The organism is Haloimpatiens myeolchijeotgali (assembly GCF_042688525.2).
Lineage (GTDB): Bacteria > Bacillota > Clostridia > Clostridiales > Clostridiaceae > Haloimpatiens.
Window position 1 is genome coordinate 1,951,535 of the sequence record NZ_JBHWAB010000001.1, and the last position, 12,225, is coordinate 1,963,759.

General features: G+C 28.0%; 10 protein-coding genes. 6 read left to right on the forward strand and 4 right to left on the reverse strand.

The annotated features are described in order from the left end of the window. The first annotated feature begins 32 nt into the window (after positions 1-32). On the forward strand, positions 33-1,385 hold the full coding sequence (bioA, locus tag ACFIJ5_RS08710) for an adenosylmethionine--8-amino-7-oxononanoate transaminase (RefSeq protein ID WP_379806100.1): 1,353 nt from the start codon (positions 33-35) through the stop codon (positions 1,383-1,385). 94 nt (positions 1,386-1,479) lie between these two features. Here the strand turns inward: bioA and ACFIJ5_RS08715 are convergent, their stop codons facing one another. From ACFIJ5_RS08715 to ACFIJ5_RS08725, 3 genes are all read right to left on the reverse strand, one after another. Further along, positions 1,480-1,923, reverse strand: coding sequence for a GNAT family N-acetyltransferase (locus ACFIJ5_RS08715; RefSeq protein WP_379806102.1), 444 nt, complete (start codon positions 1,921-1,923; stop codon positions 1,480-1,482). A 98-nt stretch (positions 1,924-2,021) separates the two neighbouring features. Then, positions 2,022-2,411 (reverse strand): MarR family winged helix-turn-helix transcriptional regulator, encoded by a 390-nt coding sequence (locus ACFIJ5_RS08720; protein ID WP_379806104.1) that lies wholly within the window; start codon positions 2,409-2,411, stop codon positions 2,022-2,024. Positions 2,412-2,585: 174 nt separating this feature from the next. Beyond that, entirely contained in the window at positions 2,586-3,608 is a 1,023-nt protein-coding gene (locus ACFIJ5_RS08725; RefSeq protein WP_379806106.1) for a threonine aldolase family protein, read from the reverse strand. A 579-nt stretch (positions 3,609-4,187) separates the two neighbouring features. On the opposite strand from ACFIJ5_RS08725, the gene ACFIJ5_RS08730 reads away from it, so the two are divergent. The 3 genes from ACFIJ5_RS08730 to ACFIJ5_RS08740 all read left to right on the forward strand — a co-directional run bounded on the left by ACFIJ5_RS08730 (position 4,188) and on the right by ACFIJ5_RS08740 (position 8,949). Continuing rightward, the gene (locus ACFIJ5_RS08730) at positions 4,188-6,107 is read left to right on the forward strand and encodes a histidine kinase N-terminal 7TM domain-containing diguanylate cyclase (RefSeq protein ID WP_379806108.1); all 1,920 of its coding nucleotides are present in this window, start codon (positions 4,188-4,190) and stop codon (positions 6,105-6,107) included. Between the two features lie 411 nt (positions 6,108-6,518). Continuing rightward, the gene (gene proB, locus ACFIJ5_RS08735) at positions 6,519-7,658 is read left to right on the forward strand and encodes a glutamate 5-kinase (RefSeq protein ID WP_379806110.1); all 1,140 of its coding nucleotides are present in this window, start codon (positions 6,519-6,521) and stop codon (positions 7,656-7,658) included. A gap of 37 nt (positions 7,659-7,695) precedes the next feature. Continuing rightward, a complete protein-coding gene (locus ACFIJ5_RS08740; protein ID WP_379806112.1) occupies positions 7,696-8,949 on the forward strand; it encodes a glutamate-5-semialdehyde dehydrogenase in 1,254 nt (417 codons plus the stop codon). A gap of 211 nt (positions 8,950-9,160) precedes the next feature. Here the strand turns inward: ACFIJ5_RS08740 and ACFIJ5_RS08745 are convergent, their stop codons facing one another. Continuing rightward, positions 9,161-11,146 carry a WG repeat-containing protein gene (locus ACFIJ5_RS08745; RefSeq protein ID WP_379806114.1) on the reverse strand — a complete coding sequence of 662 codons (1,986 nt, stop codon included), beginning with the start codon at positions 11,144-11,146 and terminating at the stop codon, positions 9,161-9,163. Positions 11,147-11,244: 98 nt separating this feature from the next. On the opposite strand from ACFIJ5_RS08745, the gene ACFIJ5_RS08750 reads away from it, so the two are divergent. Then, a complete protein-coding gene (locus ACFIJ5_RS08750) occupies positions 11,245-11,379 on the forward strand; it encodes an L-2-amino-thiazoline-4-carboxylic acid hydrolase (RefSeq protein ID WP_379806116.1) in 135 nt (44 codons plus the stop codon). 84 nt (positions 11,380-11,463) lie between these two features. Continuing rightward, a complete protein-coding gene (locus tag ACFIJ5_RS08755; protein WP_379806118.1) occupies positions 11,464-11,964 on the forward strand; it encodes a flavin reductase family protein in 501 nt (166 codons plus the stop codon). Positions 11,965-12,225: the final 261 nt, after the last annotated feature.

Consider the following 12,225-nt stretch of genomic DNA (forward strand, 5'->3'; position numbering starts at 1 on the left):
AATGTGAAACAAAATGAAGGAGTGAAGTAATTATGAATAGTTATGTAAAAAAAGATTTGAAATATATATGGCATCCTTGTTCCCAAATGAAAGACTATGAAGAATTTAATCCAATAGTAATTGAAAAAGGAAAGGGAGTTTGGCTTTATGATGTTGAGGGAAATAAGTATTTAGATTGTATATCATCTTGGTGGACAAATACTTTAGGACACAGTAATAAAAGAATTAATGAAGCAATAAAAAAGCAGGTAGAAAACATTGAGCATGTTATATTTGCAAATTTTTCAAATAAGCCAGCTATAGAAGTAGCAGAAAAATTAGTAAAGATGACACCAGACAGGCTTAGTAAGGTATTCTTTTCTGACAATGGTTCCTCTGCAGTAGAAATAGCTTTAAAAATGAGTTTTCATTACAATATGCAGAAAGGAAATACTAAAAAGAAAAGGTTTGTAGCTTTAAGTGATGCATATCATGGAGAGACTTTAGGTGCCTTGTCTGTTTGTGACATAGATGAATTTAATAAAGTATATAAGCCTCTTCTTTTAGATACTTTAAGAGTGGAAGGACCTGATTGTTATAGATGTAAATATGGTTTAAATAGAGATAATTGTAATGCAGAGTGCTTTGAGAATATGAAAAAGTGTATAATTGAAAATCATGAGGAAATAAGTGCTGTAATAATTGAACCTATGGTTCAAGGTGCTGCAGGTATGAAGATTTATTCACCAGTCTATCTAAAGAAGCTTCGAAAACTTTGTGATAAATATGATATACATCTTATTGCAGATGAGATTGCGGTAGGATTTGGTAGAACAGGAGAAATGTTTGCATGTAATCATGCACAAATTAGTCCAGACTTTATGTGTCTTTCAAAAGGAATCTCTAGTGGATATATGCCTATGTCAGTAGTTATGACTACAGATGAAATATATAATTGCTTTTATGGAGATTATGAAGAACGAAAATTATTTATACATAGTCATACTTATTCAGGTAATGCTATGGCTTGTGCAATTGCCTTAGAAAATTTAAAAATATTTGAAGAAGATAATATTATAGAAGCTAATAGAGAAAAAGGTGAGCTTATAAGAAAACTTACATTGGAAAAGGCAAAACTTTCAAAGCATGTAGGTGAAGTAAGAAGTATAGGTATGATAACAGCCATTGAGATAGTAAAAAATAAAGAGACAAAGGAAAGTTATCCTTGGAATATGAGAGTAGGTTATGAGATTTACAAGATTGCTCTTAATAAAGGATTAGTGTTAAGACCTATAGGAAATATACTATATTTTATTCCTCCATACATTATAAATAAAGAAGAGATAGAGTTTATGGTAAATACTTGTTTTGAAAGCATAGAAGAATATTTTAAAAGAGAAAAATAAGACAAGCTAAAAGATAAATATGGGACGGTTCATTACTTTAAGCTTTGGTTTAAAGTAATGAACCGTCCCCTTACTTTTGCAAATGAGCAGTATACTATTTTTTATAAATCATTTCTATATGAGGAATTCCATCTTCTAAGTATACGTCTGAAATAATTTTAAATCCTAAACTTTTGTAAAAATTAACTAAATAATTTTGAGCCGAAATTCTAATTTCCTTTTCATTTAAATTTTTTTCTATAAAATCAATAGCTTGTAATAATATTTTTCTTGCTAATCCTTTTCCACGATATTTTTCATTTACCAAAACTCGTCCTATAGATATTTCATTGTAAGAAATTCCTTTTTCTAAAATCCTTAAATAAGCAGCAATTTCATTGTTCTCTATACCAAATAAATGATATGCTTTTTCATCTTTTTTATCACAGTCTTGGTAGAGACATTTTTGTTCTATAACAAATACTTCATTTCTCACTCTTAAAATTTTATATAATTCATCAACTGTTAATTCTCTAAATTTTTTTATTTTAAAGTTCAAGTTTGTACCTCCTAAATTAAGGGGACGGTTCATCAATTTACACTGTAATTTAAATTACAAAAGAATAAAAAAGAATGAACCGTCCCCATTTTTTAAAATTATGCCTTATAATTTTTGAGTTTGTACCAATCAGTTTCTACATTTTCTCTCATTTTTTTGATTAATTCATATACCAATTTTTTTTGTTCATCATTGAAATCTTTAAAGCATAGTTCTATAGTTCGATTTTCTTCTTTTATTATTTCTTCATATATTTCCAAAGATTTAGAAGTTGGATAAAGTTGATATGAACGTTTGTCATAGTTATCTCTGCTTTTTAGGACAAAATCTTCTTTTATGAGTTTTTGAATAACCTTAGTAGTTGTTGTTTTATCTACTTTAAGTAAGATTGATAGTTGAATTAGATTTATTCCTGGATTTTCACATATTCTAGTTATATATATGAATTGTCCTTTTTGTAAGTTTAATTCTTTGAATTTGACTTCCACGATAGAATGGATAGTCCTATAGAGTGTACCTATTTCTCTAAGAATATGATGTTTTATTACGTTCATCTCCCTTTATATAATTTTTTAGTATATATTTAAGAAAATAAATTAGAATTTTTCATTAAAGTGAAAGTTTTTATATATAATATGTGCTTTTGTTCTAAAGCTTTGTATTTATATTTTTTTAAATTCATTTATAAATTCAAGCACAACTTCTTTTGGAGTAGACCATGAAGTAACAAGTCTAACAGCGGAATTCTTATCATCTACTTTTTCCCATATGTAGAAAGAAAATTTTTCTTGAAGTTTTTTAATGATCTTATTGTTTAAAATAGGAAAAATTTGATTTGTTGGAGAGTTTATTAGGAACTTACAATTAGCTTCTTTTAAACCTTTAGTTAAAATATTTGCCATTTCATTAGCATGATTTGCAAGTTCAAAGTACAGATTATCCCTAAATAATTCTTCAAATTGGATTCCTAGAAGTCTACCTTTAGCAAGTAATGCTCCTTTTTGTTTTATATGATATCTAAAATCTTCCTTTAAGTTTTCATTTTTTATTATTAGGGCTTCTCCAAGAAGAGCTCCATTTTTAGTACCACCAATAAAAAATGCGTCAGTGAATTTACACATATCAGATAAAGTTAGATTAGCTTCTTTAACACAAATAGCAGAACCCAATCGTGCACCATCTGCATATAAGATAAGATTATTTGAGTTACAAAATTCACTTAGATTTTTAAGTTCCTCTTTAGTATATATTGTACCTAGTTCTGTTGGATTAGAAATATATACGAGTTTTGGTTTTACAGCATGTTCGTCTATATGATGGTCTAATACTTCTTGAATTTTTTTTGCATTTATTTTACCATCATTTGAATCTACTGTAATTACTTTGTGCCCAGTATATTCAATTGCTCCAGTTTCGTGAACTGCAATATGTCCTGTATGTACACAGATACAAGCTTCGTAAGGTCTCAAAAAAGCTCCAATTGCTACTAAATTTGTTTGAGTTCCTCCAGATATAAGATGAATATCAATATTTTGATTTCCTATTAGATTTTTTATTTTACAAATTGCATTTTGAGTATGTGTATCATATCCATATCCTTCTTCTTGGGTCATATTTGATTGAAGTAGAGTATTTAGGATTTTTGGATGTGCACCTTCACTATAGTCGTTTTTAAAACTATACATTAATAATCCTCCTTTATTAGCATTAATTTTTTATTATTAAAGAAATTATAAATTTTTTCAGAAAGTTTACTGGCTTAAAGTTAAGTAAATTCAGTAAATTATAAGCTGGTGTAAAATTATACCATGCAAATTTATAATTTCTACCTCACGTGCCCTAAAAGAATATATATTGTAAAGAAAAAAATGAACAAGTTTTCTATGAAATATATTGATTTATTTTTAGATATATTAGTAAACATTAAAAGTAAGAAACTAGATAACTGAATTTCAAATCATTTATTATAGTATACATAAAGATAGTTGCACTTTCAACTATTTTAAGAGTGAAATAAGGGGACAGTTCATTAAATTTAGTCTATATAAAGTACGTATAAAGCAGCCGCAAAGCATGCGCAAAGCACGGCAAAGCACGGGGACGGTTCATTAATTTAACCAATAATTTAGAGCAAGAAATAATGAACCGTCCCCATATTTTGAAAAAATTATAAGCTGTTTTTCACAATAAAATAATTAAAATTATATGTTATAATAAATTAAAAATATAAGTATAATGTATATAAAACTTTAGGAGGAATTTTGATGAATTGGCAAGCATTGCCGTATACTATACCACTTTGTATTACACTGATTTTTTCTATACTGATAATTGTATATATATTTAAATATAAATTAATTCCTGGAGTTGAATTTTTAATTATAATGGCTCTAATAATGGTTTTATGGTCTTTTGGATACATATTTGAAGTACTTTCAAAGGGATTAGAGCAAAAAATATTTTGGGATAATATTCAAATGCTTACAGGAGCATTAGGAACTGCTTGTTTTGGTTTTGCACTGCAGTATACGAGACAAAAATCACGTTTGAAATTTAAAGAGTATTTTTTATTGGCAATTGAGCCAGTTACTATTTGGATTTTAGCAGTATCAAATTATACTAATTTATTTAGAGAAAATGCAAGAATGTATACAGGAGGACCAATTCCAGCACTTATATATGATTTAAATAGTGCATCATGGTTTGATCTTACATATGGATATATAATGTACTTTTTGTTTGTTGTTATTCTCATTAAATTTTTTATTCGTACACACAGTTTATACCGTAAACAGTTGATTATTATATTGTTTGGAGTATCAATTGCAGCTTTGGGTTTAATACTATTTTTATTAGGTTTAACTCCTAAATTTATGAGAGACCCAGTTCCAGTTACTTTTACTATTTTAAACATTTCAATAGCTTTTAGTATTTATCGGTATAAGTTTTTAAATGTAGTACCAATTGCAAGGGAGGTAATTTTTGAAAAACTGAATATGGGTCTAATTGTACTTGATACTAACAAAATAGTAATTGATATTAATTTAATAGCAAAAAATATAATAAATAGTAACACTAAAAATATTATAGGACATCATATTAATGAAGTTTTAAATAACCTTAAAAATATTTTTATTGATTTAGATCATACTAAACGCATGAAATCAGAAATAACTATTGAAAAATATAATAAAAAATTTGTATATGATGTAAAAATATTACCCATATTAAAAAAAGATAAAATTCATATAGGGTGGATAATGAGTTTTGAGGATATTAGTGAACGAAAAAGGCTAGAAAAAGCTTTACAAGCTAGTGAAGAAAAATACAGAAATGTTTCTGAGTTTGCAAATGATGGTATTGCAATTGTACAAAATGGATCAGTTAAATATGTAAATAAAAAATTATCACAAATATTAAAAAGTTCTTACGAAGAAATTGTTGATTCACGTTTTGAAGAATATATTGTACCAGAACTTAGAAGTAAGCTCAAAGAAAATTATAAAAAGAGATTAGAAGGTAAAAATGTTGATAGTAGGTATGAAGCAATTTTATTATGTAAGGATAGAAGTACATTAGAAGTAGAAGTAAATGCAGCAGTAATGAATTATAATGGAAGTTTAGCTACATTAGCATACATAAGAGATATTACTGAGCGTAAACGTGCAGAAAAAATATTAGAAGAACTTGCAACTAAAGATGTACTCACGCATATATTTAACAGACGGCATTTCTTTATACTCGCAGAAAAAGAGTTTGGTGAAAGTATTAAAAATAATATATGTTTATATGCAATTATGATAGATATTGATTATTTTAAAAATGTGAACGATAGATATGGACATGCAATAGGGGATAAAGTTTTATGTAGTATTGCAAATAGTATTAAAAATTCCATTAGAAAAACTGACTTGTGTTGTAGATATGGAGGAGAAGAATTTGCAGTGCTTTTACCTAAAACATGCATAAATGAAGCAAGAGTAATAGCAGAAAGAATTAGAAAAAATATAATGAGTATGTATGTAAATACTGAAAAAGGAAAAATATCTGTTACTGCAAGTTTAGGAGGAGCAGGAATATTAGAAAATAGTGAAGATAGTATTGACAAGTTATTTGATAGAGCAGATAAATGTATGTATGATGCTAAAAATTCAGGAAGAAACAAGGTTGTAATGGATAAATAAAAGATAATAAAATGGGGACGGTTCATTATTTTTAGTTGTAATTTAAAGTAAAAAATAATGAACCGTCCCCATATTTTTTTAGTTAAAGGGAAAAATAATTAACTGTTCCTGTATCTTTTTACTAATGTTTATTGAACTATAATACTTTTATGTGATATAATTTTAAAAATTAAGAAAATTGCATAAATATACATAGACAAAACTCAAAAATCAAATATATTAATCTTAACCATAGGTAGGTTCTAAATAGATTTTACACCTAAATATCATTTATAGGAGTATGGATTTGATAACTATGAAAATAAAGTAAATGAAAAATTAATTGTGCAATTTTGAAATTTAATTTTTAATTTTTATATATAAATCGAAGGGAGGAAGACTTAATAGTTGTTCTATTAATAGTCGTACTAAATGAACACAATTAGAAAAAATTATTTATCGAGTGTACACAAAGTGGTTATAAAAGTTGGAACATCTACACTTACACATTCTAGCGGATTACTTAATTTAAGTAGAATAGAAAAATTGGTAAGACAAATTGCAGATATACATAATAGAGGTATTGAGGTAATTTTAGTATCCTCAGGTGCTATAGGCGCGGGGGTAGGAAAACTAGGACTTAAAGAAAAGCCAAAAACTATTCCTGAAAAGCAAGCTGCAGCTGCTGTAGGACAAGGAATGTTGCTTCATATGTATGAAAAATTATTTTCTGAATATGGGAAAATTACAGCACAGATACTTTTGACAAGGGAGGATATTTGTCAAAGGACAAGATTTTTAAATGCTAGAAATACATTTTTTGCATTACTTGAACAAGGAGTTATACCTATAGTAAACGAAAATGATGCTGTAGTAGTAGATGAGATTAAATTTGGGGATAATGATACTTTATCAGCGATGGTTTCTAGTCTTTCTGAATCAGATCTATTAGTAATATTATCTGATATTGAAGGTTTATATGATTCAAATCCTAATGAAAATGTTAATGCTAAACTTATACCATATGTAACATGTATTACAAAGGATGTAGAAGATGCTGCTGGTGGAGCTGGAAGTAACTTTGGTACGGGAGGCATGGCAACTAAAATTAGTGCTGCTAAAATAGCTATGTCCTCTGGTTCTTCAATGATTATAGTAAATGGTTCTTCAGAAAATATTTTAAATGATATTTTAGACGGAAAAGAAGTAGGAACTTTTTTTCAAGCAGAAAAGCGTCCTCTGCAGGCAAAAAAACATTGGATGGCGTTCAGTACTAAGCCTAAAGAATATTTAATTGTGGATGATGGGGCACAAAAAGCTTTAACTGAAAAAAACACCAGTTTATTACCTAAAGGAATAATTGATGTAGTAGGTAACTTTAATGAAGGAACTATTGTCTGTATAGTAGATAAATCCGGAAAAAAAATTGCGCATGGTATATCAAATTATTCTTCTGCAGATATTAATTTAATAAAAGGCTTAGATTCTTCACATATAGAGAAAAAATTAGGATACAAAAATTATGATGAAGTAATTCATAGAGATAATTTAGTAATACTTTTAGATAAATAAACTTAGTTAAAATAGTAAGAAAGGATGGATGAAAATTATGAATATTTATCAATATGTTTTGGAAAAAGTATCTGAATCTAAAGTTGCATCTAGAAAAATGGCTACAGTATCTACACAAACTAAAAATATTGCTCTTATAAATATGAGTAAAGCACTTATAGATAATATGCAAGTTATAATAGAAGCTAATCATAAAGATATGAAAAATGGAAAGGAAAAAGGATTTTCAAAAGCTTTATTAGATAGACTTTTATTAAATGAAAAAAGAATAGTTTCTATGGCTGATGGATTAAAACAAGTAGCTTTACTTAATGATCCTATTGGTGAGGTAAATAAAATGTGGAAAAGGCCTAATAATCTTAGGATAGGTCAAGTGAAAGTACCTCTTGGAGTTATAGGTATGATTTATGAAGCTAGACCTAATGTTACTGTAGATGCCGCTGCTCTTTGCTTAAAAGCAGGGAATTCTGTAATTTTACGAGGTGGTTCTGAAGCTATAAATTCTAATATAACTATTGCAAATATAATATCTAAAGCGGCTATAGAATCAGGGCTACCTAAAGGATGTATAACTTTTATAGATAGTACTGATAGGGAAGCTGTAAATATTATGATGAAATTAAATGAATACATTGATGTACTTATTCCTCGAGGTGGTGCTGGACTTATAAATGCCGTAGTAAAAAATGCCACTGTACCTGTTATTCAAACGGGAGTTGGAAATTGTCATATATATGTAGACAAGAATGGTGATTTAGATAAAGCAATAGAGATAGTAGTTAATGCGAAAACTCAAAGACCTGCGGTATGTAATGCTATGGAAACTTTACTAGTACATAAAGATATTGCTGAAAAATTTTTACCTAAACTAGAAGAAAGGTTAAAAGAACTTAATGTGGAAGTTAGAGGATGCATTAAAACTCAAGCTATACTAAAAAACATAAAAGCAGCATGTGAAGAAGACTGGCATACTGAATATTTAGACTTAATACTTGCTGTTAAAGTAGTAGATTCTATAGATGAAGCGTTGGATCATATCTACAAATATGGTACTAAACATTCAGAAGCTATAATAACAGAAAATTACACAAATTCTCAAAAATTTTTAAATGAAGTAGATGCTGCTGCGGTGTATGTTAATGCTTCTACAAGGTTTACAGATGGCAGTGAGTTTGGATTTGGTGCTGAAATTGGTATAAGTACTCAGAAACTTCATGCTAGAGGACCAATGGGGCTCAATGAACTTACTACTACAAAGTATATCATCTATGGAGAAGGACAGGTTAGATAGAGAAGATTTTATGGAGTTTTGCTTGGAAATATATATGAAAATATATAGGGGCGGTTTATTACTTTTACCTAGGAATATAGGAATATAGGAATATATGTAGGAATATATGGGGACGGTTCATTATTTTTAGCTGCAAGTTAAAGCAGAAAATAATGAACCGTCCACTTTATTTCTAATGTTTCAAATGAACCGTCCCCATATTTCACATATTTCAAAAGTGAAATGATATCCAAAAATCACCTTTAGTATCAATTATATTTATAATTTCATCATAAGGTATTTTAAAAGTTGGAAAACCCGCTGCATAAGGTGCTATTTCATAGGGTGTAAAATAGATATATAATGCGGTGTTGTCTACATAGAAAGGTTGATCAGGGGCTATTCCTTTATAGCCATCGCGATAAATATAGTTATATTGAGAATCAGTTTTTATTTGTTTTTCTATAATATTACTTAATATCATTACATAATTACTATTTTCCTTAAATAAATCTTTAAGTTCATAAAATTTTCCTGTAATTAAATCTATGTGAGGATAAATTCGACTTGGCATACCGTGAGCTGCTCCGAAATAAAATTCATAGCCATAAAGTTCTAAAACTAATAAATTTTTTTTGAAAAATTGTATAGAAAAATCTCCTCCATATCCATATTCAAGTTGTTTATCAGGGTTTATATACTTAACTTGTGATAAATTTTTTAGCTCTTTATTGATATTTTTTTGAACAAGTATATTTTTAATTCCTTCTATTTGAGGTACATATACTAAGTAATTTTTATTGGGCTTAACTTTTTCTTCTCGCACACTATAAATATTATTAAGCTGAATAATAGTGTTTTGAGTCCACAAAAATTTTGCTTTTTTATCATAATACGATAATCTATTATCTACAAAGGCTTGAATTAAATCACCTATAAAAGATAAAGTACCAGTACCATTGATAATAGGAAGTGTTTTTGCGATTTTGCCAGTTTTATCTATAAAAAATGTATTTTTATTGTCATAAACAGAGGCAAAGCCTTTGTCATAATTAGAAATATTATCATAAACAAAGTCTGTTAAAAAGTTTCCATTGTCATCTGATAAACTGTACTTAGAATTCCAATAAGAAGGTGAAGATTTTAAAGCTTTACCAACAGCAATTCTATTTTCTCCTAGTTGATTTATGTCATTGTATTTTGGATTTATCATATATTTTCCAGTTTTATCTATAAGACCGTATTTATTTTCAATATCTTCAGAAACATTAACAACAGCTCTTCCTTCTAAAAAAGGGAGTGCCATAGTATACTGAGGATTGATTAAAATATTTCCTTTTTCATCAATATATCCATCTTTACTATCTGAATTTTCTTGAAAGCTTAAAATACCTTCACTAAGATTTCCTACATAATAGTATTTATAGGAATTTAAGAGTTTTTCATTAGTATCTATAATTGCATAATCATTTTCTTTGATTTTTACTACTGCTTTTCCATTTTGAAAGTCACTGCCGTTTTTATATTTAGCATCTATAACTTCAGTTCCTTCTCCATCTAAGTATCCATAAAGAAATTCTTCTGAGGCGGTGCTGTTTTTACTAAATAAAGCTCTTCCATCATTATAACTACCTATAAAATTATATTTTCCTTTAGTAAGTTCTTTTCCACTTTCATCTAGTACTTTAAAGATATCTTTATCTACTACTATGGCTTTTCCTTCTGAAAATTGATTTATAGTTTCATATTTAGGTTTTATAATATAATTTCCTCTAGAATCTATAATTCCATATAAATTACCTATTGCGACAATAGCTAATCCATTTTCTTGAAAATCATAAGCATAATCATATTTAGGTTTTATCATAAAGTTTCCTTTGTCATCTATAAAGCCCCATTTTTCACCTTGTGTAGTTTTTACTCGTGCTGTATAAAGGTTTATATTTTTTTCCCTTTCCTGTCTTTTCTGTATTAAGGAAGAGTGATTTTTCAACTTATGGTTTGCTATTTTATACCATATTCCGTAATAGTTTTTTAATACTAAAGTATATATTTTTTCTTTTAACTTATAATGGGCAATAATTTCTAATACGCCATCACTATCAAAGTCTACTAAATTAATATCAAATCTTTTGTAAGGTTTATCTAATATAATTAATTCTCCATGTGTAGGTATAAATTTTAAAACTAAACATACTGTCCAACTTTCATTCCACATAATATAACCTTCTCATAAATTTATTTACATAGATATAGTATTAGATAATTAAGATTTATATTACTTAGAAATTGATGTGATAATAGCGAGAAAATTTGATGGAACTTGTTCCACAGATGTGCAAGTTTGATTATGTTATGGGAAAATATATGGGAGCAAATTTGAAAAGGACAAAAACTATTGCTAATGGCGATGGAATCTATGATTTTTGGTATACAAAAAAGGACGATTAGTGAAAAATTAAAATGGGCATATGTTATTTAGTTCAAATTTGTGATATAATGTATCATGTAATATTTAGAAATGGAGGGATTCAAATGGAAAAAAAGGCTGCTAAAGCTAAAAGCTGCTTAAAACCTGCACCAGATGTATTGATATCTTGTAGAGATAAGGAAGGAAATAATAATGCATTAGCTGTTGAATATGCATGTAACTGTAGTTTTGATCCGCCAATGGTTATGGTAGGGATAGTTCCTAGCCGTCATTCATATCATATGGTTAAAGAAACAGGAGTATTTGTTGTTAATCTAGTTTCAGAGGAATTAAAAAAACAATATGCATATCTTGGAACTCATAGTGGTAGAGATGAGGACAAGCTAGCTAAAATAGGAATGAATGTAGGCGATGGGGAAAAGGTTAACGCTCCATTATTATTAGATTGTCCTGTAAATATAGAATGTACTGTTGTAGATTCTATAAAAACAGGTTCTCATGAGATGTTCATAGGAAAAGTAGAATGTGTTCATGCTAATGAAAATATTGTTGATGAAGAAGGCAATGTTGACTATTCAAAGATAAATCTTTTAAAATTTAGATAAAAAATTGGGGACGGTTCATTATTTTTAGCTTAGATTTAAAGCAAGAAATAATGAACCGTCCCCATATTTACTAGCTAAGTATTTACACAATAAGAAAAAAATGATAGTATGTATATGTTATAAGTTCAAATTATTTGAGAGTGATCTTAAATTATTTGTTCAATGAAATAATAGGACCTTGCAAAGAAGAGTATTCTGATTTGTAAAGGAATTATGTCATATTGGATATTTTTTGTGCCAGTATTAACTTTCCTTTACGGG

Excerpts from the sequence above, each read along its gene's own strand:
- proB (WP_379806110.1), top strand. The coding sequence starts at position 6,519 with ATGAACACAATTAGAAAAAATTATTTATCGAGTGTACACAAAGTGGTT.
- ACFIJ5_RS08750 (WP_379806116.1), top strand. The coding sequence starts at position 11,245 with ATGGAACTTGTTCCACAGATGTGCAAGTTTGATTATGTTATGGGAAAA.
- bioA (WP_379806100.1), top strand. The coding sequence starts at position 33 with ATGAATAGTTATGTAAAAAAAGATTTGAAATATATATGGCATCCTTGT.
- ACFIJ5_RS08730 (WP_379806108.1), top strand. The coding sequence starts at position 4,188 with ATGAATTGGCAAGCATTGCCGTATACTATACCACTTTGTATTACACTG.
- ACFIJ5_RS08725 (WP_379806106.1), bottom strand. The coding sequence starts at position 3,608 with ATGTATAGTTTTAAAAACGACTATAGTGAAGGTGCACATCCAAAAATC.
- ACFIJ5_RS08745 (WP_379806114.1), bottom strand. The coding sequence starts at position 11,146 with ATGTGGAATGAAAGTTGGACAGTATGTTTAGTTTTAAAATTTATACCT.
- ACFIJ5_RS08740 (WP_379806112.1), top strand. The coding sequence starts at position 7,696 with ATGAATATTTATCAATATGTTTTGGAAAAAGTATCTGAATCTAAAGTT.
- ACFIJ5_RS08755 (WP_379806118.1), top strand. The coding sequence starts at position 11,464 with ATGGAAAAAAAGGCTGCTAAAGCTAAAAGCTGCTTAAAACCTGCACCA.